Origin of the sequence: Marinobacter sp. F3R11 (genome assembly GCF_003318275.1) — a bacterium.
Classification (GTDB): Bacteria; Pseudomonadota; Gammaproteobacteria; order Pseudomonadales; family Oleiphilaceae; genus Marinobacter.
The window spans coordinates 212,005-235,253 of sequence record NZ_QOCH01000009.1; the positions used below are offsets into that span (position 1 = coordinate 212,005).

The following is a 23,249-nucleotide window of genomic DNA, read 5'->3' on the forward strand; positions in this document are numbered from 1 at the left end:
GATCAAGACTCCGTTAATGAGAAGATGGCCCAACCACCTACGCCTTCAAGGGAATTGGTTTCTTCCAGGGTAAAGCCGGCGTCTACCTGTACTTCATAGCGGTAAAGCATGCCGTCTTCATCGAGGCCAAACAGAACCGGCTGTTCACCATTGGTCACAGACAGCGACACCAGATGCTTGACTTCTGTGCGGCCCAGCACCTTGCCACTCTCCAGACTTACAGCCCAGACTTCCTCAGCCCCATTCTTATGGCTGCCGTCATACGGCTCCGAATGCATGGTTATGAACATCACATCATGAGCTTCGTTGTAGGCGACCACATCCACACCACCGGGTGCCCATGGCTCTTCCACGTCCTTGGTGAAGGAACGCTTGCTGATTAAACCGGGTGCCTTGTCACTATCGGATATCTGATAGATATTCCCGAAGAAAGAGACAAACAGAAGATCATCGCCAGCCCGCTTACCCACGATAAAAACCGGGTCTTCCTCGGCATCAAAAATTTTGTCACTACTTTCTGGTGAACCAAACTGGCCGTCGGAGCCCAGAGAGAAGCTCTGGAAGCGCCCGTCGCCACAAGCTGTTGTGAACTTCACTGAATCTGCTGCGGGGAATACGCCAAAGCACCCAGGAGTAGGAACTTCCTGCAGGACACTGCCATCCTTCAGATCCACCACTGTTACTGACGTAGCTGGTGTGGCGTTTTGTACAAAGGCGTAATTGTCGTCGTATGAAATGGCAAGTACCGCGTTGGACGGAGCAACTTGAGCGGCTTTTTCAGGCACTACGACTTCCTGAAGTAGGGTCAGGGTAGGAACGTCAAATTCCTGAACTACAGACTCTGTCGGACCATAAGTAATTCGTTTTGCGTAATGGGACAAGCTATAGAGGCGGGTAAAGTCGCTATTGGCGGCCATCTGGCCGACAAGACCGAAACTCAGATTTCCTTTCACACTGAGGTCGTCTCTGGACAGAACCACGGTCTGGCTTGCGCCATCCCAGCTCTGATCCAGAACAAACAGATTCGGGCCAGGCTGAATCTGCTCTTCAACCGTCAGTATTTCTGGCTCAAATGTATCCGCAGCCTGCACCGTTCCTGAAAGCAGAACGCTTGCCAGCGCAGCGAGGGCCAACCTTGAGCTGTGCATATTAAACCTCCGAATGTATTTAAGGGGGCGTTGATACGCTCCTGAAACGGAAGTTTGCATAAGCTATGCCACTTCGGGGTTTTTTGCTTAACCCCGTTTTATTGGCCACTGAACAGCCAGCATGATCAATTGATGAACAGCAGATTGCAATAATACCGGGCAGGAAAGGCCGGCATTCCGGGAATTCCGCACCAAAACAGTAAAACAGGAGCAAAAACAGTGCAGATAAAGATTCAGCCGGATTGCAAAGTCAAAGCGGTGGCTGCTCACGCAGGCATGGCGCGGGCAGCCAGAACCCCCTAACGGGCGGAGCGACGGGCAATCAATGCTAACGGGCCACCACCCGGCGGCCCCTGATGTTCAGCACCACCGGATACATATATCATCGGGTTACCAATAGCTGCAGCCAGCACTGCACCGACAACAGATCGTGCGTGACGGGTATGATTGATGTCCGAATCGTCCAGCATGGTGTTGCGATACCCACGCACGCGACCACTGGGATCAGCTTCAGCTTTTGCGAGAATCTGGATGATATCGAACCCTTCCGGTGCAAGTTCCCTGGCGCTCTGACACGCCCGCTCAAGCACTCCTGCATCCAGCGCATCCGTCATAACGTCGTGACATATAAACAGATCACCGTCGGACGCAGGGGAGTTACCCAGTACAACCACCTCACAGCAGTCCAGCTCAGCGCCCGCCGACGCTGAGGCAACGGCTGAGTAGCTATGGAAGTCCGTGCAGTTGAGTCCGGCAACGGCATTGGCATCGGTAAACCCGCGCTCTCCGAGCCCTATCGCGATACCAAGTGCAGACGCTCCTCTGGAGTATGCCATGGATTTATAGGTTTCAGTGGTGATGGTCGTACCGCCAGTGTCTGCAAAATCAGAAGACACCAGTAACGGACACTTTACCTGCACAAAATGAACATCTGCGGGATCGGCAATACCGGCATCGCTCATAGCCGCCCTGGTAGCCTCAGACACCAGGCGAATCTGTTCTTCCCGGCCCAATGCTGTTGGCGTGATCACAGGGGTTCTTGCGACACCAGCAGCAAAAGCTTTTTTCCCGTCGGTGCGGAGGTTATCCGCCGAGGCCTTTCCTGAGCGGCTGATAACCGTCAGATGCGGGCTCAAAACACCTTCAGTCCCCCCGGACATAACCATGGAAATGGCTGCCGCCTTCTCTGCACCGAGGTATTCCCGGAACAACGCCTTCAGCTCGCTGGCCATGTACGCACGGGTAAAATCGTTCACACAACCATTGCCTTCGGTCTTTCCAAGAATGGCAATAACCTCGCTGGCTCGTATATCACTGTTATCTATAGCAAGGCGGAGACCGCTCACGTCGCCTGGATGATCAATCGGAATAGTATGGACATGGCAATGCATCAATCAGCTCCTTCCTGCTGCCAAAAAATAAAATGGCGATCAATCGCCTCAAGAATCCAGAAAAATGCCAGCCCGATGAACGCGGCAGCGAAGATGGCAGAGAACATAATGTCGGTATCCAGATGGTACGACGACACCAGAACCACATATCCCAACCCGGCATTTGCACCAACAAACTCACCGACAATCGCACCCACAACTGCCAGGGAGCTGGAAATCTTCAGCGCAGACATGACATACGGGAGGCTGGCAGGCAGCCGTAACTTCCAGAAAATTTCCTGCCGGCTGGCCTGATAGGTCCGGAAGAGTTCATCACTCTCGGCGTCGATGGACCGCAAGCCCTTCACACTGTTGATCAACACAGGGAAGAAGCAGATCAGGGCTGATGCTGCAATTTTCGAAGCCATCCCCGTACCCAGCCAAACCACCAGCAAGGGAGCCAGGGCAACCAGGGGTGTGGTTTTAAGGGCAATAGCCACAGGAAAAAGACTCAACTCGACAGGCCGGAAATGTACAAACATTACCGCGACAAAGAAGCCGGCAATATTCGCAATCAAAAAGCCCCATAAGGTCTCCTGAAGCGTTACCCATGTATGGTTAATCAGGTCCGAATCCATGGCATCCAGCACGTCAGACGGTGCCGGTAGCATATAGGCCGGAATGTCAAAGACATGAACAGATACTTCCCAGGCCACTAGCAACAGGCTGATAAACACCAGCGGGTACAACAGTGCGTCGTAGCGTTTGAGAATCCCGAGTGGCATACGTCTGGATACATCAGTCCTCACGGTGCAGCTCCCGTCGCAGTCTGGCGATTGTCTGTTGATAAGGCTGAGTTTCTTCAATACTGACGAAACCAGCGCTTCGTGGCTTCGGTAACGGCACGTCAATAATCGTACGTATTCCCGCAGGGCGACTGCTCAGAACCACCACCCGATCGGACAGGCTGACTGCCTCGTGCAGCGAATGGGTAACCATGACAATGCTTTTGAGCCCGTTTGCCCGGTTCTCCCAGAGTTTCAGCAGTTCAAGATTCAGTGTGTCCCGGGTCATTTCGTCGAGCGCGCCGAAAGGCTCATCCATCAAGAGCAGCTCCGGTTCAGCCGCCAGAGTCCGGGCAAGTGCGACTCGCTGTTGCATGCCCCCGGACAACTGTTTCGGGTAATAGTTGGCGTAAGCGAGCAGTCCGACAAGCTCGAGTGCGGCTTCGGCCTTACCCCTGCGAAGGCTCTGGGGCGTTTTTTGCGGCCCCAGAGAGAGGCTGAGTTCTACGTTTCCGCGAACGGTAAGCCAGGGCATAAGAACCGGCTTCTGGAATGCCATGCCGCGGCGCGGCCGGACCTTCGGGAATATCACCTTGCCAGCACCCGAGCTGTCATCAGCATCCGGCTTCAGCAGTTCGAGCATCAACCTGAGCGTTGTGGATTTCCCACAGCCGCTGGGGCCGATAATGGATACAAATTCACCCTGCCTGATTTCCAGGTCAATATTTCGCAATATGTGTGTATCGTTCAGGGTAAGGCTGCAGTTCTGAAGAGTCAGGAGCGGATCCCCCACCAGGGCGTTACCGCCCTGAGAGTCCGCCGGGGCCTGTATGGCTGTCGATTGCATTAGTTACTCTGTTCCAGGAATTCGTTTGTGTAGACATTTTCAAGTTCCTGCTTCTCGTCCAGGAACTCCAGGGATAGCAACTGTTCCTGAAGATTCTCCCATGCCATCCGGGTCATAGTGCCCAGTGGGGGCTGTTCAGGGGCAAGCAGAGGAATACTGGCATTCATCATCGCCAGCTCGTGTTCAAAACTCAGTTTGTCGCTGTACTTCATACCAAAACGGGCAACTTCTTCCGGGTTTTCCAGTGCATAGGCCCAGCCCCGGAAACTTGCGCGGACAAACGCTTCGACCATTGCAGGATCGGATTCAATGAGATCATCGCGGGCAAAAAGCGTATCGGCGTAGAAGTTGATACCGTAGTCCTCAGGCGATATGACATTGACGTCGTATCCCTTCTCCTGCACTGCGATCACTTCGTTAATCACATAACCGGGCCAGGCCTGAACCTGACCGTTCAGCAAGGGGCTCAGGTCGTATTTAACCGGCATTTCTCTTATCGCCGTCTTTTCCAGACCAGCAGCCTGAACCATGGCGCGGTAGGTCAACTCCTCATTGCCTCCGAGCTTCACACCCGCCAGTTTTCCCTGCAGATCCTCCAGCGTTTCAATGCCCGAATCCGCCATTGCAAACAAAGCAAAGGGTGTTTTCCGGTAAACGGCCCCTACCGCTGTGATCGGTACACCTTTTTCTCTGGCCAGCAGGATCTGATCTGCTCCGGTAATACCGAAGTCTTCGCTGCCGGATGCAACCATTTGCACAGCCGGGAAGTCGACACCGCCGGGACGAATCTCGACATTGAGCCCGGCCTCTTCATAAAAACCTTTCTCTTTTGCCGCGTAGAACCCGGCAAACTGGGCCTGATGTACCCATTTAAGCCTGAGTGTCACGTCTTTCAGGTCACTTGCAGCTGCCGCCTGTGAAACTACGGCAAAAACAAATGTGAGCCACATCATAAAGATCGGCCTTACCATGCCTGCGGTCATTCGGTCGTTTTTCATGTCTGCCTCTCATATGCAACGGATGTTCTTTGGATCATCACAACAATAGTGACTCACGAGTGAGCTTGACAAGCGACAAATTTAGCTCATAGTGATGCCAAAAAAGCATCACTCTACAAGCGCTGAACTGGCCATTCCGGACACCGCCAGCATTCATATGGAGAGACTTTCATCGTGCAGCACATCCGTTATCTTCACTACGTTGACGAAGTAGCCAAAGCCGGTTCGATTCGCAAAGCTGCGGAGCGCCTGAACATAGTGTCCTCGGCGGTTAACCGCCGGATTCTGGACATCGAACGTGAGGTAGGTGCCCAGCTTTTTGAACGTTTGCCACGAGGGGTCCGGTTGACGTCTGCAGGGGAGATTTTTGTCGCCTATGCACGCAGCCAGATGTCGGAAACTGAAAGGATGAGATCAGAAATTGAGGCTTTGAACGGCCTCAGACGAGGAGAGGTCAGGCTGGCGGTCATTGAAGCGGCGAGCGCAGATTTTCTTCCGCGCCTGATCGCAGATTTTCAACGCAGATACCCAAAGGTCGCCTTTAGAACAACCGTTTGCGGCAGGGATGAGGTTATGCAACTAGTGCTGAATTTTGAAGCCGATCTCGGGCTGGCACTGAACCCGCCAGCCGAAGCCAAATTCAGACCCTTGATGGTAATGGACCAGCGGGTCAGGGCCCTGGTGGCCGCCGACCATCCACTCACCAGGCTACATTCAGTGCGAGTTCTGGACTGCCTGGACTACCCGGTAGCCCTGCCAGCGCCATCGTTAGGAGGGAGGGTGCTGCTGAACACCTTCCTTGCCAATTCATCTATTAATATCGAGCCAGCTCTTGAGTCGAATTCATATGAAATGATGCGGAATTTCGCCAGGCTGGCGGGCGGCGTATGTTTTCAGGTGGATATAGGAATTTCGCCCCGGCGTGAGACCGATGCCCCCCTGCTTTCTAACGACCTTGTGGCATTACCATTAACCGACAGCCGCCTTCCTGTGGGGAAGCTGGTTATGGGGATGCATCACGACCGGGCCCTGCCTGTCGCCGCCGCAAAATTTGCCCAGGAAATGGAGCTGGCTCTATCGGCCTTTTAGCAAACCTGCAGGCCTCTGTAACCTGATTCGGGCAAGGCCTGCCAACCCTCTCCACTGCACAAATTTGCCAATCGACTTCCGCGCATCCGCCATTGGTGGGCTTCTACTCAACCCATACACTGCTTACAGCAGCCCACGCCATACAAAACAAATAGCTGCGCAACAAAGACAAAAATCAAAACAAGAGGTCTTTAAATGAAACTGCTCAAGCATCTTCATATGCGCAAGGTAACCTATGCCTGCGCTCTTGTATTTTCAGTCTCCATGGGCCTGAGCGCATCCTTGGCCAACGCCCGAACACTGAACTACGCCACTCCTGCCTCCCCTACCGACCGTCCTACCAACCAGGTTCTGCGCTGGTGGGGCGATGAAATCGCAAAACGTACCAACGGCTCTGTTGACGTTAAAATACACTGGGCGCAGAGCCTGCTGAAGTACAAGGATTCCGCACGCGGCATTCAGTCCGGTATCGCTGATATGGGGCCAATGACCCCGGAATACTCTTTGGCGATAACCCCACTTCTGTCCGTATCCCAATCAGAACTCGGTTCGGGCAACAACTACATAGCGGTCGAGGCCTGGCGCAGGGCTGTCGACGGCTTCGAGCCCATAGACAAAGAAGCTGCCCGTAGTGGCCTTCGCCCCATTGGCTACTATTCCAGCGGTGTTCGCGTGAACATGAGCACAACCCGCCCCTACCTTACACCGGACGATTTCAAAGGCGACAAAGTACGCCTCACACCACGTTCAATGAACGCAGCGAAAGCGAACGGCTGGAAGGTGACTCCGGTCAACATTACCTTCGCAGATTTCTATTCCGCTATGGAACGCGGCACCATCGACGGCGCCCAGAGTTACCTTTATCTGATGCCCCCTTACAAACACAACGAGGTGGCAAAATATGTGGTAGAGCCCGGCATCGGGCAATCCATGATTGTTGTTGTGATGAACAACAGAGTCTGGGAAAGCTTGTCAGACACTGAAAAACAGGTATTTGAAGAACTTGCTCCGGTCTTCAGTGAGAAAATGGCCCAGGCCGGGCTTCAGGAGGTTGATATTGCAGTAGACCTTCTCAACAACAGCCCGGATTATCCTGTTGAGTACTACAAGCTGACGGATGAGCAGCGCAAGGTCTGGGAGGAACAGATGGTTCCGGCAGTCGATGAGTACATCGCTGATCTTGCCAAACGCAACCCCGCAGCAACAGAACTGCACGAGCGCTTTCTTGCAGAGTTGTACAACGTTGAGGAGGAAGTACGCGAACAGGGTTACCCCTGGCAGCGCAACTGATGGCAGTCACCGGGGCAGCAGCAGTACCTCCGCCCCGGTACTTCAACGATGCGCTGGATAAACGGAGGGTATTTTCATGACCAGACTCAGCCAGTCTATTCCACGGGCAATAAACTCGGTGGACCGCCAGATTGTCCGCTTCAGCCAGCTATTGTTGGCACTGATGGTCGTCGTGACGTTTTTGTCTGTGGTAGGGAGAACCTTTTTCTCACAGGCCGTGCCTGACGATCTGTTGATTTCCGAAATGATCATGGTTGCCATCGTATTTCTGCCTATGGGCTACGTTCAGTCGGCTGGCGCCCATCTGGAAGTCACGGTTATTACCGACCACTTTCCCCGGAAGATCCAATCGGTACTGGTGACCCTGGGACTGATTCTTGGCGTCATATTCTTCGGCCTGATGACCTGGCTCAGTGCCCGCGTGGCCTGGGAGTCATGGGAGTTCGGCGTAATCGCCTACGGCAGCGCACTGGATCTGCCCGAGTGGCCAATCCGGGCCCTGATCCCCCTGGGATTGTCCTGGTGGTGTGTCCGCATGTTCGTCCAGTTGATTTTCCCATCCAGCCGGCCCGACCATGAATCAGAACTCACTCAGGCTCTTGAAGAAACCGAAGTCCACTGATTCAACCCATTTTTATAACAAACAGAACAGGTGTGTGAACAATGGATCCAACTACCATTGGAATCTGGGCGACAGCTGGCATGGTAACCATGTTACTACTGCGTATTCCGATCGCTGTTGTACTGATTGCCACTGGCTATAGCGGTCTGATCTTTGTCATGGCCAGCCGGGGCGATACTTTTGATCTTGAACAGGGGTTTATAACGGCAAACAGCTTTCTGGGAGAGTTGCCCTACTCATCCACGGCAGAATATACCTTTACCACCATTCCGATGTTCCTGTTGATGGGCTACATAGCAACCGAAGCAGGATTCACCAAAGACATTTACCACACCGCACGGATGTGGCTGGGGCGTATGCCCGGTGGCCTGGCCGTAGCGTCTTCTGTTGGCTGCGCCCTGTTTGCTGCTATCAGTGGCAGCAGCCTCGCCACTGCCGCGGCAATGGGGCGCATGGCGGTCCCCGAGATGCTTGCACGAGGCTACGACAAGGGGCTGGCCACCGGGGTAGTTGCGGCATCGGGCACTCTGGGGTCGCTGATTCCACCCAGTATCCTGATGATTCTCTATGCGGTTTTCACTGACCAGTCCATCGCCGCAATGTTTGTGGCCGGAGTTATTCCCGGCCTGCTCTCGCTGCTGATCTACGTCGCCATGGTCATGGTCCGGGCCAGGATCAATCCGGAGCTGGCACCTCCTACGCCAAAGGTAAGCTGGCAGGAAAAGTTCGGGTCTCTGAAAAGCACCTGGGGCATGCTGCTCCTTATTGCCGTTGTAGTATCCGGGCTCTATTCCGGCCTCTTTACACCATCTGAAGCCGGGGCCATCGGTGCCTCCATCGCGTTTCTTATCAGCCTGTTTGCCCGTCGCCTGAATCGCAAAAAAACCTCCACGGCATTGCTGGAAACTCTGAAAAGTACTTCCATGCTGTTCGCCGCAGTGATCGGCGCTTATATGATCACATCCTTCACCGCCCTGACCGGAATCGCTGCCGACCTGACCAGCTGGGCTGGTGGTTTTGATGTGCATCCGGTTGTGGTGATTGCGTCGCTGTCTGCCCTGTATATATTCCTTGGCACCTTCATGGGCTCTATCGAGATCATGTTACTGACGCTGCCAATTGTCATCCCCATCGTCCAGGGGCTGGAATACGACCTGATCTGGTTTGGCATCATTATGATCAAGTACCTGGAGATAGGCCTGGTGTCACCGCCGGTGGGCATAAACTGCTTCATCCTTAAAACCGTCGTCGATGACAGTGTTCGCCTGGGGGATATTTTCAAAGGCGTCTCCTGGTTCATTGCGATGGATATAGTCACGATCGCGCTACTGGTTGCATTCCCTGAGATCGTCACCTTCCTGCCCAGCCTGATGTAAGGCCCGGCATCACGGACATCTGTTACTAACAAGACAAACAAGAGGCAGTCATGAACATCACGCAACCCCTTCACAAAGCACTCAGGGAATGCCCCGATGCGCTGGCCATTGTCGATGGTGAGCGCCGCCAGAACTGGCGTCATCTGGTCAGCCGAATCGGCAGTCTGGCCGGCGGCCTGCAAAGCCTGAGCATGCAGCATGGTGACCGAGTTGGCATGCTGGCCCGCAATTCCGACCACTACATAGAATACCTCTATGGTGTGATCTGGGGCGGGGGCGTAGTCAACCCGGTGAACATTCGCTGGAGCGCCCGGGAAATAGCCTATTCCCTGGATGACAGCGACACCCGCATTCTGCTGATAGATGACACCTTTCTGGAACTTCTTCCAGCCATTCGCGAACATTCTGTCGCACTTGAAACCATCGTTTTTGTCGGCCCGGGTAAAGCTCCTGAAGGCACAATCGATTTTGAGCAACTGATCAGCACATCCGCCGAAGTGCCCGACGCCAATCGCCATGGCGATGATCTGGCCGCCATTCTCTACACGGGCGGCACAACCGGACAGCCCAAAGGTGTCATGCTCAGCCACAACAACTGTTACCTGGGGTCTATCGGGGCTTCTCTGGGCGCACCACGCCCCCCCAGACAGGCAGGCCTGCATGCAGCCCCGTTTTTTCATGTCGCAGGCATGCAATCGATGTTTGGGTTATCTATTCGTCTTGGCACCCATGTTGTTCTTACCGGCTTTGAGCCAGCATTGGTACTTCGGGCCATAGAGGAACACGGTATATCGGAGATTTTCCTGGTGCCAACCATGTTAAGAATGCTGCTGGACCATCCGGATTTCGGCGTACGCAACCTGAGTAGTCTGGAATCCGTTCGCTATGGTGCCTCGCCCATGGACATCAGCCTGCTGGAACGCGCCATGAACGAGTTACCGGGTGTGGACTTCTCTCAGGCCTACGGCATGACTGAGCTTGCGCCAACTGTTGCAGTCCTGCCTCCCTATTACCATACAGAAGAGGGTCGCAAAGCCGGAAAACTGCGCTCTGCTGGCATACCTACTCCGGTTGCCGAAATCCGGATTGTTGACCCCATGGATAAGGAGCTACCCAACAATACTGTGGGAGAAATAGCTGTGCGCGGCCCTATGGTGATGCAGGGCTACTGGAATAAGCCTGAGCAAACAGCAGAGGCTCTCAGGGGGGGATGGATGCATACCGGAGATGCCGGCTATATGGACGATGACGGTTTTCTGTATGTGGTAGACCGCATCAAGGACATGGTTGTGACTGGCGGTGAGAACGTATACTCGGCTGAGGTCGAGAACGCCATCCTCAAGCTTCCGCAGGTAGAGCTGTGTGCCGTATTCGGCGTGCCGGATGAGCGCTGGGGGGAGCGGGTTCATGCGGCCATCAAACTGCGTCCGGGCAGTGAGCTGAGCGAACAACAGGTGACAGATCACTGCAAAGAGCATATTGCCAGCTATAAGTGCCCACGTAGTATCGAATTCGTCGACGAGATGCCCATGTCCAGTGCCGGAAAACTGCTCAAGTTCAAAATGCGCGAACCTTACTGGGAAAATCAGGACCGTCGTGTTGGCTAACCCCAAATCCTTTACTGGCCAACCACCAGAGGACAATCATCCGCCAGCACTGCCTGGCGATACTCCCCGGGGGGCAACCCTGTCCATTTTTTGAAGGCCCGGTGAAACGTGCTGGGCTCGGAAAATCCCAGCCGTTCCCCCACTTCCATGAGAGACAGGTTCGGGCACGCCAGATAATTGATAGCAGCATCCCTCCTCAGGTTGTCCTTCAGATCCTGGAAGCGCTCATGCTCCATCCGCAGCCTCCGGCGCAGCGTATAAGCAGGCATCCCGAGAGCTTCTGCAACCTGTTCAAGTGGTACCGAACCATCGGCAAGGTGCTGTCTGAGGTAGCGCCGAACCCGCTCGATAATGTGTGAACGATCGCGGTAACGGACCAGGAGGTTACCAAGGGAGCGCGGCAGAAAACTACGCAGGCTGGCGCAATCCTGGCGTAAGGCGCAATCAAGCAATCTGGCATCAAAGCAGAAAGCGTTGCAGGACTGTCCATACATAACGGGTCCGTTGAAGAGCATACTGGATTCCAGCTGCTCCGGGCATGTCTGACCACGCATCAGCACCCGGGTAATCGGTATGCGTTCCTCAACCATCCAACACATCAGGCCATAGCTGAAAAACATGAAAATCCGTTCAGCGAACTCGGAGCATTTATTAATCTCCCCGTGACTTTGCAGACGAACCCACGCCAAATCGCCCTGGCGTTGCAGGCGAACCGTGAAATCCTGCAACATCAGATGATAAAACTGACAACCAGCCCCCAGAGCATCACCAAGTGTTGAGGAATGCACCATCAATTCACAACATTGTGCGAATGTGCCGAGCTTCACAGGATGAGAGCAAAGGCTCCAGTATTCATCTCTGGTTTTGCGCTGAACAACCCGCAATAATCTGGCGAACTGGGCCTGAGAAACCCGGGACAACGGGGAGCTTTGCAGCGATAGCGGAATCCCCGCCTGTAACAACAGGGAGTCTGTATCAAACCCCTGCCTGCGAGCCCCCTGGAGAATACTGTATACATAGGAAACTGAAATAGTGTGTTTTGGTAGTGTCTGCTTCATGGTGTGGCATTCTGTTTTTATAGGTATAGAGGTTTACCATAATCCACAGAACGCCCCGCCAGCACCATCAAACAATCCTGAAGGCCATCTTTGCAATTCCTTAACCCCCGCCGGACCTAGCGGAGACGGTACCAGCGCGTGCCATGAGCATCGATTTCATAACAAACCTCACCTGATTCCCGGAGATAATTCAGGCAAGCCAGGGCTTCCCCTGTTGCCAGATTGAAAATCATGAAATTATCCTGGGGTATGTCACGGCCAAACAATACTGAAAACAGATCAATCACTCTTCTGGGGCCGGTATCCAGAGCCACACGTAACCTTTCCGTGGTGCATTTCTGGTCGTAGATCAGCGCATCGATGCGCTTGTGCAAGCCGGTAAAACAGTGTTGATGGGCTGGCAACACCAGCACATCGTCGGGGATCTCCGCTTTCAGTTTCTCTAGTGATGCGAGCCAGTCGGCCATAGGATTGGCCGTCGGTTCCATAGGCGTCACAGACACATTGGATGAAATTCCGGGCAACACCTGGTCACCGGAAATCAGCAATTTGCTGTCTTCGGAATACAGGCAGGCATGCTCCGGGGAATGGCCATTTCCAGTAACAATCCGCCAGCGATGACCACCTATGACATGGTACTGGCCTTCCTCCAGGCACTGATATTGCCTGGGCAGCCGCGAGATCCGCCGGCCATAGTTCCGGTAATGGTTATGATAAGACTCTATTGCCGACCCTGGCCAGCCGACCGCCCGGTGAAATTCCGCAAAATCTTCGGGAAGGGTTTCATCGTGGGCTTGTGCCAGCAGTACCCGACATGTCAGGTACTCCAAGCGGGTCATCCAGAATTCTTCTGCACCCCGCTCCATCAACCATCCCGCCATGCCAACGTGATCAGGATGGAGGTGGGTCACAAATACTCGCCGTATAGGCATGCCCTCCGGAAGCGCAGCCAGCAGCGAATCCCAGGCAGCTTCGGCAGCGAGAGACTGCATTCCTGTATCAACAACCGAATAACCGTCTTCCTCACGGAGCAGCCAGATATTGATGTGGTTCAGCTTCCCGGGCAACGGAATCCGGGCCCAGAAGACATCCTGCGCTACTTCAACCAGCTCGCCCACTCCCGGTGGCGGACACAGACCTGACGGTTCAGCCACAGGTCATGCTCTCTTTGCGTGCCTCGTCCTGTAACTGACGCCACATAATTTTGCCAGTACCAGACTTGGGTAACTCATCAACGATGGCGACCGCAGTGGGCACTTTATACGCGGCCATATGCTGTTTGCACCAGGCAATAATATCGTCTTCAGTGAGGTTTGCCGGTGCAGTCGGCTTGAGCACAACCAATGCCTTGGCGGTTTCACCCCGCTTGGGATCAGGCACCGCAATAATGCAGGCTTCATGAATGTCGGGGTGACCGTACATGATACTTTCCACTTCTGCGGGCCAGACTTTGAAACCAGAGGCATTGATCATCCGTTTGAGCCGGTCAACCATGAAGAAATAGCCCTCTTCATCCATGTAACCCAGGTCACCTGTGCGCAGAAAGCGCCGCCCATCAAGTTCGATGAAACTTTTCGCCGTTGCCTCAGGATCATTCCAGTACTCCAGCATCACCTGCGGACCATGCAGGATGATTTCGCCAGTTTCCCCCTGCGGCAGCTCTTTCAGGGTGGCCGGGTCAATAATGCGGGCATCAACTCCGAATGTAGCTATTCCCAGACACTGGCGTTTGCCCCGCCCTAAGGGATTACCAAGAATGAAGGCCGCTGTCTCGGTTAGTCCATAAGCTTCGTTGTAAACAATGTCGAATTCCTCTGCCAGCTTCCGGGAGATAGCTTCCGGCATGGCAGCGCCGCCACCCATAAGTTTGCTCAGACTGGAAATATCATGGTTTTCCAGTTCAGGATTCGAGAAAAAATCGACAATCATCGAAGGTGGAGCACTCCACAGACTAACGCCGTGGCGCTCAATCAGTTTCAGTGCCACATCCCTGTCCCAGCGCTGCATCAGCACCGAAGTTGCAGCGTTGAAGATAGGGCCGTTCATACCCCCCTGCATACCCAGAAAGTGAAACAGAGGCGCAATGGCCAGCGCCGAAAATGCGGGCGAGCCGCCACGCCAGATAGTCGAGGCCGCAATTGCAGCCATTACAGTGCTATGGGAATGAACACAGCCTTTGGGATGACCGGTAGTACCGGAGGTGTAACCAATGACGCAGAGGTCATCATGCTTCCCGGTAAACGCTGCCGGCGTAATGTTGCAGTCAAGCGCATCCTGCCACAGGGTAACGCCGCGACCACTATGCCTGTGCCTTGGTTCAGTCACCGCTGCAGGTACAGCAAGATCGGTCGGCTCTGTCAGGTAGTCAGAGTATGCATGCACGATCAGGTGCTCAACGTCACCGGATTCCAGCAACGGCTGTGCGTTTGCATACAACTCCTGGGCTACCAGGGCTGTTCGCGCGCCGCTATTAACCACACAATATTGCAGTTCATCAGCCAGGTTCATCGGGTTAACAGGAACCACGACCCCCTGTGCCCGAAGAATGGCGTAATAGCCAATAATGTACTGAGGGCTGTTCTGGGAATACAGGGCAACCCGGTCGCCAGGGCGAATGCCGCACTCCTGCTGCAGATATCCTGCCAGCGCCTGAACCCTCTGGAATATCCCGGAGTAACTCAGTACCGAGTCATAAAAGACCACCGCCGGTTTGTCCGGATATCGGGCTGCTGCCACCTCCAGATTGTAATACAGGCTGGTCTTCGGCAGTTCCAGTGTCCCAGGTAGTCCCTTGGGCCAATACCTGTCTTGTTCCACTTTCATAGTTGTCCTCCCGGCTCCGCGCCTGACGTGTTATTGAAATACTGTAATCAGATAATCTTGCGAGCAATCAGCTCTTTCATGATTTCATTAGACCCGCCGTATATCTTGCTTACCCGGGCATTGGCATACATTCGCGCGATGGGATATTCGAGGATATAGCCGTAGCCACCATGGAGCTGCAGGCATTCATCAATCACCTCACAGTTCTTCTGGGTGGTCCACCACTTGGCCATGGCTGCTGTAGTGGTATCCAGCTCTCCGGCCAGTAACTGCATCATGCACTGATCAACGAAGGTTGTGGCGATGGTAGCTAGGGTTTTACATTCAGCCAGTTTGAAGCGAGTGTTCTGCAGTTCACTCAGTTGTTGGCCAAACACTTCCCGCTGCCGGACGTAATCAGTGGTGAACTCTATAGCCCTGTGCATACTGGCCTGAGCCGAAAGCGCAATAATCATGCGTTCCTGAGGCAACTGCTGCATCAGCTGACCAAATCCCAGGCCCTCCGTTGCTCCCAGCAAATTATTCACAGGCACCCGGACATCATCAAAAAAGAGCTCAGCAGTGTCCTGTGCTTTCTGCCCTATTTTTTCCAGCAGTTTGCCGCGGCGAAAACCTGTCTGCCCCTCGGTTTCCACCATGATCAAGGAGATTCCTCTGGCACCGAGTTCCGGATCAGTTTTGGTAACTACGCAAATCAGATTGGCATGAAAGCCGTTTGTAATGAATGTTTTGGAGCCGCTGACAAGGTAATCATCGCCGTCACGAACCGCCCGGGTTTTAACATTTTTGAGATCAGAACCAACTCCCGGCTCGGACATGGCAATTGCGCCGACAAGCTCGCCGGTGGCCATGCGTGGCAGCCAGCGCTGTTTCTGCCCCTCACTCCCATAAGCGAGGATGTAATGAGCAAGAATGCCGTTGTGAACGCCTATACCAAAATTCAACAGTGCGCGGGTCAGCTCAATATTGATCACCGCCTCGTGGGCGAAGTTGCCGCCACCGCCACCGTACTGTTCCGGGATACTGGCGCACAGCAGCCCCATTTCACCGGCTCTCAGCCATGCTTCGCGATCCACATAGCCTTGTTTGTTCCAGCGTTCCTGGTTGGGAACGAACTCTTTATCCAGAAACCTGCGCACAGAATCCCGGAAAATCTCCAACTCTTCGGTCATCCAGGGGGTTTTGTAATGCGCCATTGTTTTTCTCCCGTTTATTCTTGTTGGTAGCCCGGGCAACCCCTTCGGGTGGGATGCGGAAGCCTTTGGCAAAATCCTGCATCAGAGTACGCATCCCGCCGGTGCATACCAATGGCAAAACCGAATGCTTTTATTGGTAATTATTAGCTTCAGGCTCCTGCCCGCCTCATCAACCAGGCTGGTATCAGGGCAAAGGCAAATGCCAGGGCAAGTATCAGAAAGCTATCCTGAAACCCCTGGCTGTACCCCTGAAACCAGACCACCTCACCAAGTTGACGCAACGCAAGGCTGTGTATCTGATCCGCACTCGCACCTGCCGCCGTGTAGCTGTCGTGCATAACCGACAGCCACTCGCGGGTCATCTCATTACCCATAGTCTGGGTTTCCGCAATAACCGCTGCATGCCCGACGCTGCGCCACTCCAGTACCACAGCAAGAACATTCACACCCATGGCACCACCAAGCTGGCGCGAAAAATTATTGGCGCCAGCCCCCTGACTGAGCAGATGCGGTGGCAGAAGGTTCAGTGAGCCGGTACTCAGAGCCGGCATGCCCAGACCCAACCCTATCCGGCCCAGCGCAACCCAGCCCACAATGACCCACGGCAAGGTATAAACATCAATGACAGCCAGCGACCAGCATGACCACGCGAACAGTGTCGCTCCGAGTGCTATCAGCAATGGTGCCGGATACAGATCACTCAGACGTCCGGCTACCGGAAACATCAACCCCATGGCCAGCCCCGCAGGTATCAGCAGTAACCCGGAAGCACTGGCTGAAAACCCCTGAATTTCCTGCACAAACAGCGGAACAAGATAGGTTGAACCAAACAGCCCGGCCCCATAGCAAAAGGCCACAAGACAACTGGCGGCAAAACCGGGATTGGCAAAAATTCTGACCGCCAGTAACGCCCGAGGGCTGTGCCACTCCCAGACCACAAATACAACTGAGGTCACCAGTGCCCCAATGCCACAGGACAGGATCTCTGTAGCTCCCCACCCCAACCTCTGGCCATTGGACAGGGTCCACAACAACAGCCCGAGAGCAGCACAAAGCAAGGTAAAACCGGTCCAGTCGAATGGCTGCATCCGGTCTTCCGACCCCCGGGCAGGTGCAAAAAACAGGGCGAACATAATACCGGCCAGACAAGCAGGGAGCGGCAGGAAAAACACCGCCCGCCAGCTCAACCAGTCCACCATGAAGCCACCCAGTGCAGGCCCTACTGCCGGACCCAGAACAACCCCCAGCCCATAAACTCCCATGCCCAAACCACGTTGCTCCGGAGGAAACACCCGGAAAATAACGGTCATAGCCAGCGGCTGGATGATTCCTGCCATGGCGCCTTGCAGAATTCTGGACAGAATAACCATATCTTCGTGGAGACTGACGCCACCCAGGACAGCAGCGATCATGAACAGCACCATGGCGCCGATGTACGCACCCTTCATACCGAAGGTCTGCAATACCCAGGAGCTTAGCAACATGAACGCCGCCATTGCGGCGAGAAAGCCAGTTGACAGCCACTGCGCCTTGGTCTGGGCAATTCCGAAGTTACCCATAATGTCCGGGATAGCCACATTGACAATGGTTGCGGCCATCGTCATGGACAGGGTGCCGAGCATCACTGTCAGGGTAATGAACCACTTGTATCTTGGCCCATAACGCTCGAACAGGGCTTCAGTCTCCGACACGGATACCCGCCTCTACCATCATTCCGGGGCGTAACCGGCTATCAGGCTTGTCAAAAACAATCTTGAGCGGAATTCTCTGAGTCGTTTTGGTGAAATTACCGCTGGGGTTAGGGCTTGGTATCAACGCAAACTCACTGGTTGCTGCGTACCCTACCCGTGTCACCGTGCCGCGGAATGACTCTCCCGGGTATGCATCAACTTCAATGGATACCTTTTGCCCCGGCTTTACCTTTCTTACCGCGGTTTCCTTGACGTTTGCCTCTACCCAGAGCCTGTCCGGACGGAAAACCAGCATCAGGTTCTGACTGGTCTGTACATATTCACCAGCCTCAACAAAGGCACGGGCTACGCGACCATTTACCGGGCTGCGCAAATGGTGGTCACGCAGCCGCAGTTTCAGGGTCTGCTCTTCCGCTTCCAGACCGGCAAGACGACCGGCAACCACATCCGCCTCCCTGGCCAGTACTTGCTGCCTGAGTGCTTCGGCTTCCGCCCGGGTTCTGCCAGCCTTTGCCGCCAGCGACTGGCTCTCAGCCAGTTTCAGGTTCAGCTGTGAAGCGTCACGCAGGTGGCGTGCATCGGCCAGTTGTTGCGCCGATACCATGGCATTCGCGGTCATACCCTGAAGACGCATGAGGTCTTCATCTGCCTTGGCCAACTCTAGCTTTTGCCGCGCAAGTTTCAGGCGAGCTGCAGCCAGCTCCTGCTCAGCCAGTTCCAGTTCTGTACGGTCAACGGCCCTGGCATAATCCAGTTCCGCCTGTATCCGGGCTGCATCCGCTTCCAGAACTGACCGGCGCCCGGACATCACTGCCAACTCAAGTTCAAGCTCGCTGCTGTCAATCGCCAGCAACAGCTGACCTTCACTTACAGAGTCGCCCTCTTCCACCTCAATGGAACGAACCCAGCCGGGCAGCCGGGAAGCTATGGCGACCATGTCTGTCTTGATCCGGGCGTCCACCACATGCACATGGTTTATCCGGTAGATCAGCCATTGGCTTCCCCATATCAGCAAAACCAAAACGAGTACCAGCACAGCAGCTGTCTTTACAGCGCTCCCACGCTGCAGATAACGCCTACGGGATCTTGACACCGTCATACCGGATATAGTCCTTGTTATGGTTGTTTTGACATTCTGGCGCGAGTCTAGCCTGCCCGCTCAATAATCGTTCTGGCCATAGCTATGACCGGTGCATCCACCATCTGGCCATCCACTTTAAAGGCACCGTCTCCTGACCTGGCTGCCTTCATGACTTTGTAAGCCCACGCCACCTGCTCCGGATCCGGAGAAAAACCTGCCTGTACTGGTGCGATCTGCTTCGGGTGGATACAGAGCATACCCGCAAACCCCATGTTCCGGGCCCGACGAGCCCGACCAAGCACCGCATCTTCATCGTCAAAAACCGGGAAAACCGTATCGATTGGCGCCAGCAAACCGGCCGCTCGGGAGCTGATCAGGAGCTGATAACGGCACTGATCCATAACAGTCTCTGCCCCCTCGGTATTGCCTTCAATGCCCAGATCATCACTGAGGTCCAGGCCGCCATAGCTCAGCCGTTCTACTCCCGGCACCGCTGCAATCTCGTTGAGAGCAACCAGCCCGATAGCAGATTCAATCAACGGGATAATGGCCTTCCCGGCACTGACCACAGCAAGAATATCATCCGCTGATTCAGCTTTCGGTAACATGATGCCGATTACCTTCGCATGACGCGTACACAGTGCCAGATCTTCCTCAAAACCCGCAGCTCCCCGGGCATTGATGCGCACATATACCGGCGCACCTTCATGGCTGGAAAGGAATACATCCAGCGCCTGACGGGCAGAGTCCTTGGCGTCTGCCGGCACGGCGTCTTCCAGGTCCACAATCACCACTCCAGCATTGCTGGCAATTGCTTTGGGAATTCGCTCGGGGCGGGAAGCCGGCACGAAGAGCATGGTTTTCAAATCTCTGCCTGTCATGGTCAGATTCCTGTTTTCTGTATTACGTTAGTGTCCGATCACACCGCTATGCTGTAACTGGCGGATCCGATCCTGGCCAATACCCAGCTCACCGAGAATTCCTGCGTTATGCTCGCCTAACTCTGGCACAGCAGAAACTGCATCGGGGAAACACAAGCCCGGCGACTTCAGGGCAGGCAGGGGTCCAGCCGGTGTTGCCACTTCCACCCAGCGGTCCCGGGCGGCCAGTTGAGGGTGGTTCCAGACCTGCGCCATATTGTTTACCGAAGCATTAGCGATACCAGCCGAATCCAGGCGGCGCACCACTTCATCAAGGGTCATCCCGGAAAAGACCTCCCGGATAAGCGCTCCGAGCTGATCCCGGTTTGCAGATCGCCGGGGGTTATCAAGGTAGAGCTCATCCCGGGCCAGCTCCGGACGTTCCAGCACCAGCTCACAAAATACCTGCCATTCCCGGTCGTTCTGTAGCCCCAACATCACGGTTTTGCCATCCCCGACCGGAAAGGGGCCGTAGGGGTAAATCGTAGAATGGGAAGCTCCCGTCCGGGCTGGTTGCGGCGCACCCCTATAGCTGTAGTACATGGGGTAGCCCATCCACTCCACCAGACTCTCCAGCATCGACACATCAATATGACTGCCTTCGCCCGTGCGAGCCCGTAACAACAATGCTGACAAAACGGAGTTACTGGCGTACATCCCCGCAGCAATATCCGCAACTGAACAGCCAGCTTTCGCCATACCATCTGCGTCCGGCGCCCCGGTCACTGACAAAAAACCACTCTCACTCTGGATCAGCAAGTCATAGGCTTTCTTGCCACCATGGGTGCCTCCGTCGCCATAACCGGAGACGTCACAGACAATCAACTGCGGATACTGTTCATGGAGCTCGTCGAAGGACAGCCCCATCCGGGCCGTAGCACCGGGCGCGAGGTTCTGCACAAGAACGTCTGCCTGTGCCAGCAACCTGTGAAGGATTTCCTGCCCCTCAGCAGCCTTCAGGTTCAGAGTCAGGCTTTCCTTTGAACGGTTGGCCCATACAAAGTGAGAGGAGAGTCCGTTGGCCCTGTCATCGTAGCCCCGGGCAAAATCTCCACCGTCAGGGCGCTCAACCTTGATCACTCTCGCGCCCTGTTCCGCAAGCTGACGCGTACACAAAGGAGCCGCTATGGCCTGCTCCAGTGAGACCACTGTCACCCCCTCCAGGGGGAGGGGCTTTCTGCTATTTCCTGCCACAAAAACCTTCCCTTGGATGCCAGACGTCAGAAAGACCGCGGCAACTCCAGCAGATGCTCAGCCACATATGAGAGAATCAGATTGGTAGAGATGGGCGCTACCTGATACAGGCGCGTTTCCCGGAACTTCCGTTCCACGTCGTACTCATTGGCAAAGCCAAACCCACCGTGAGTCTGCAGGCATACATTGGCGGCCTCCCAGGAGGATTCGGCAGCCAGATACTTCGCCATATTGGCACTGGCACCTGCGTTCCGGCCACTGTCGTATTCTTCACAGGCGCGCCAGCGCATCAGATCCGCTGCTTCTACGTTGATATGGGCCTTGGCGATGGGAAACTGAACCCCCTGATTCTTGCCAATCGGGCGGCCAAACACTTCCCGCTCACTGGCGTACTTGCGTGCCTTGTCTATAAACCAGCGCCCGTCGCCAACGCATTCGGCTGCTATCAGAGTGCGCTCGGCATTGAGACCGTCGAGAATATAGCGAAACCCTTTACCCTCCTCGCCAATCAGATTTTCGGCGGGAATCTCCAGGTTATCGAAGAAGAGTTCATTGGTTTCGTGATTTACCATATTGGCAATAGGCTGAACTGTCAGACCATTACCTATGGCGTGTTGCAGGTCGACGATAAAAATCGACATGCCTTCTGACTTGCGTTTGACGTCTTCCAGCGGTGTTGTGCGGGCCAGCAGGATCATCAGGTCTGAATGCTGGATGCGGGAGATCCATACTTTCTGGCCGTTGATCACGTACTTGTCGCCCTGGCGGACCGCTGTAGTCTTGATCTTGGTGGTATCCGTTCCTGTGGTTGGCTCGGTTACACCCATGGATTGCAGACGTAATTTGCCTGCGGCAATTCCTGGAAGGTAGTTCTGTTTCTGTTCTTCGCTGCCGTGACGCAACAGGGTAAACATGTTGTACATCTGGCCATGTACGGTTCCGGAATTACCACCGGCACGATTGACCTCTTCAAGAATAACCGAAGCTTCTGCCACCCCAAGGCCTGAACCGCCATACTCCTCAGGAATCATCGCGGCCAGCCAGCCAGCCCGGGTCATCGCCTCGACAAACTCCTCAGGGAAAGCTTTCCTTTCGTCTATGCCGCGCCAGTACGCAGCGTCAAACTCCGCGCACAAGCCACGTACACCCTCGCGAATATCCTGATACTTCTCCAGTGATGGACTGGTCATCTATTTGTTCTCCTTGAACTCAAGTTCTGCCTCGTGCGCCGGGCCGTCTTCATTGGCAGCCCAAAGCAATGCCTGACCGTTGCCGTCTATCCGCCCTGCAACCTCGAATGACTTGTTTACGGTTAATGGTCGCAATCCCCGGTAGGACAGGCGTACCGGCGTCAGTCCCGGGTTGGCATCCACAAAGGCCTGCACCATCAGCGTGGCTATCATCGGCCCATGAACCACCAGATCCGGATACCCTTCTTTCTCAGTGGCGTAAGGATGATCGTAATGAATACGGTGGCCATTGAACGTAACCGCCGAATAGCGGAACAACAGCAGCGGTGACGGCTGAATCGACTGGCTCCACTGAGCCTCTGCGACCGGCTTGTCCAGTGACAACCGCGGCGCTGCCGGTGCCTTGTATACAATGTCCTGCTCCTCGCTCAGACACAGCACGCCATTCTGGCGGTATTCATGCTCCACCGTGACGAACAGCAACTTGCCAGAACGCCCCGTTTTTTCATTGATCGCCTTAATGCAGGACTGGCGTTCCGCTGGCTGACCTATGGCGAGTGGCCGGTGAAAATTAACGCGACCACCTGCCCACATCCGGGTGCTGCCTTCAGATATGGGCAAAAAACCACCCGGCGCTATGTGACCATCCGGCCCCGTAGCGGAAGGCGGTACCGGAATCTGGAAAAATGCCCAGTGCCACAGAGCTGCAAGGTCATCACCCTCCCGGGGGAGCGGGCGATCCAGCATGGCTGCAATACGACCGGCATGAGAGGGGTCCAGGCGATCCCTGCAGGATTCCTGCTTGCCGATCCAGCCTTCGGGAGAGCTTGACATCACGCATCCTCTTATCAGTCTTTATTCTGGATTTCGAACAATGGTAAGAATGCCGTTATACAACGCCCGGGAGTATTCGTTTTTCCACAAGGGTGCGTTTTGTTTCCATGAACACCCCAGTGGGTTTAGA

Annotated in this window: 19 protein-coding genes and 1 pseudogene; 5 read left to right on the plus strand and 15 right to left on the minus strand. The window is 54.8% G+C overall.

The genetic code is table 11. The features are described 5' to 3' along the window. Positions 1-2: 2 nt before the first annotated feature. The 5 genes from DS878_RS03735 to DS878_RS03755 all read right to left on the minus strand — a co-directional run bounded on the left by DS878_RS03735 (position 3) and on the right by DS878_RS03755 (position 5,148). The gene (locus DS878_RS03735) at positions 3-1,148 is read right to left on the minus strand and encodes an amine dehydrogenase large subunit (protein WP_187298727.1); all 1,146 of its coding nucleotides are present in this window, start codon (positions 1,146-1,148) and stop codon (positions 3-5) included. 299 nt (positions 1,149-1,447) lie between these two features. Further along, a complete protein-coding gene (locus tag DS878_RS03740) occupies positions 1,448-2,539 on the minus strand; it encodes a ring-opening amidohydrolase (protein WP_113814591.1) in 1,092 nt (363 codons plus the stop codon). Further along, positions 2,539-3,327: an ABC transporter permease gene (locus DS878_RS03745; protein WP_222837428.1), complete on the minus strand. Its 789-nt coding sequence runs from the start codon at positions 3,325-3,327 to the stop codon at positions 2,539-2,541. The genes DS878_RS03740 and DS878_RS03745 overlap by 1 nt, the downstream gene beginning before the upstream one ends. Continuing rightward, positions 3,317-4,150, minus strand: a complete 834-nt coding sequence (locus DS878_RS03750) for an ABC transporter ATP-binding protein (protein ID WP_113814593.1) — start codon at positions 4,148-4,150, stop codon at positions 3,317-3,319. Before DS878_RS03750 ends, DS878_RS03745 begins: the two co-directional genes overlap by 11 nt. Next, the gene (locus tag DS878_RS03755; protein ID WP_113814594.1) at positions 4,150-5,148 is read right to left on the minus strand and encodes an ABC transporter substrate-binding protein; all 999 of its coding nucleotides are present in this window, start codon (positions 5,146-5,148) and stop codon (positions 4,150-4,152) included. The genes DS878_RS03750 and DS878_RS03755 overlap by 1 nt, the downstream gene beginning before the upstream one ends. 174 nt (positions 5,149-5,322) lie before the next feature. Here DS878_RS03755 and DS878_RS03760 point away from each other — a divergent pair, with 174 nt between their 5' ends. The 5 genes and pseudogenes from DS878_RS03760 to DS878_RS03780 form a co-directional block, all read left to right on the plus strand. Then, complete coding sequence (locus DS878_RS03760; protein ID WP_113814595.1) at positions 5,323-6,237, plus strand: LysR family transcriptional regulator; 915 nt, start codon at positions 5,323-5,325, stop codon at positions 6,235-6,237. A gap of 195 nt (positions 6,238-6,432) precedes the next feature. Then, positions 6,433-7,527 carry a TRAP transporter substrate-binding protein gene (locus DS878_RS03765; RefSeq protein WP_222837429.1) on the plus strand — a complete coding sequence of 365 codons (1,095 nt, stop codon included), beginning with the start codon at positions 6,433-6,435 and terminating at the stop codon, positions 7,525-7,527. Positions 7,528-7,603: 76 nt separating this feature from the next. Then, on the plus strand, positions 7,604-8,149 hold the full coding sequence (locus DS878_RS03770) for a TRAP transporter small permease (RefSeq protein ID WP_113814596.1): 546 nt from the start codon (positions 7,604-7,606) through the stop codon (positions 8,147-8,149). Positions 8,150-8,190: 41 nt separating this feature from the next. Next, positions 8,191-9,525, plus strand: coding sequence for a TRAP transporter large permease (locus tag DS878_RS03775; RefSeq protein WP_113814597.1), 1,335 nt, complete (start codon positions 8,191-8,193; stop codon positions 9,523-9,525). Positions 9,526-9,572: 47 nt separating this feature from the next. After that, positions 9,573-11,132 (plus strand): annotated as a pseudogene (locus tag DS878_RS03780) (long-chain-fatty-acid--CoA ligase); the annotation flags it as partial. 11 nt (positions 11,133-11,143) lie between these two features. Here DS878_RS03780 and DS878_RS03785 read toward each other — a convergent pair. The 10 genes from DS878_RS03785 to DS878_RS03830 all read right to left on the minus strand — a co-directional run bounded on the left by DS878_RS03785 (position 11,144) and on the right by DS878_RS03830 (position 23,122). After that, positions 11,144-12,190: an AraC family transcriptional regulator gene (locus DS878_RS03785; RefSeq protein WP_113814599.1), complete on the minus strand. Its 1,047-nt coding sequence runs from the start codon at positions 12,188-12,190 to the stop codon at positions 11,144-11,146. A gap of 116 nt (positions 12,191-12,306) precedes the next feature. Further along, positions 12,307-13,344 carry an MBL fold metallo-hydrolase gene (locus DS878_RS03790; protein WP_113814600.1) on the minus strand — a complete coding sequence of 346 codons (1,038 nt, stop codon included), beginning with the start codon at positions 13,342-13,344 and terminating at the stop codon, positions 12,307-12,309. Continuing rightward, the gene (locus tag DS878_RS03795; protein WP_113814601.1) at positions 13,337-15,013 is read right to left on the minus strand and encodes a long-chain fatty acid--CoA ligase; all 1,677 of its coding nucleotides are present in this window, start codon (positions 15,011-15,013) and stop codon (positions 13,337-13,339) included. The genes DS878_RS03790 and DS878_RS03795 overlap by 8 nt, the downstream gene beginning before the upstream one ends. A gap of 47 nt (positions 15,014-15,060) precedes the next feature. Next, entirely contained in the window at positions 15,061-16,209 is a 1,149-nt protein-coding gene (locus DS878_RS03800) for an acyl-CoA dehydrogenase family protein (protein ID WP_113814602.1), read from the minus strand. Between the two features lie 149 nt (positions 16,210-16,358). Next, positions 16,359-17,900, minus strand: coding sequence for an MDR family MFS transporter (locus tag DS878_RS03805; protein ID WP_222837430.1), 1,542 nt, complete (start codon positions 17,898-17,900; stop codon positions 16,359-16,361). Continuing rightward, a complete protein-coding gene (locus DS878_RS03810; RefSeq protein WP_113814603.1) occupies positions 17,887-18,999 on the minus strand; it encodes an HlyD family secretion protein in 1,113 nt (370 codons plus the stop codon). The genes DS878_RS03805 and DS878_RS03810 overlap by 14 nt, the downstream gene beginning before the upstream one ends. A 47-nt stretch (positions 19,000-19,046) precedes the next feature. Next, positions 19,047-19,862: an HpcH/HpaI aldolase/citrate lyase family protein gene (locus DS878_RS03815; RefSeq protein WP_113814604.1), complete on the minus strand. Its 816-nt coding sequence runs from the start codon at positions 19,860-19,862 to the stop codon at positions 19,047-19,049. 27 nt (positions 19,863-19,889) lie between these two features. Continuing rightward, positions 19,890-21,095, minus strand: coding sequence for a CaiB/BaiF CoA transferase family protein (locus tag DS878_RS03820; RefSeq protein WP_113814605.1), 1,206 nt, complete (start codon positions 21,093-21,095; stop codon positions 19,890-19,892). Positions 21,096-21,121: 26 nt separating this feature from the next. After that, positions 21,122-22,285 carry an acyl-CoA dehydrogenase family protein gene (locus DS878_RS03825; RefSeq protein ID WP_113814606.1) on the minus strand — a complete coding sequence of 388 codons (1,164 nt, stop codon included), beginning with the start codon at positions 22,283-22,285 and terminating at the stop codon, positions 21,122-21,124. Then, a complete protein-coding gene (locus tag DS878_RS03830) occupies positions 22,286-23,122 on the minus strand; it encodes a MaoC family dehydratase N-terminal domain-containing protein (protein ID WP_113814607.1) in 837 nt (278 codons plus the stop codon). Positions 23,123-23,249: the final 127 nt, after the last annotated feature.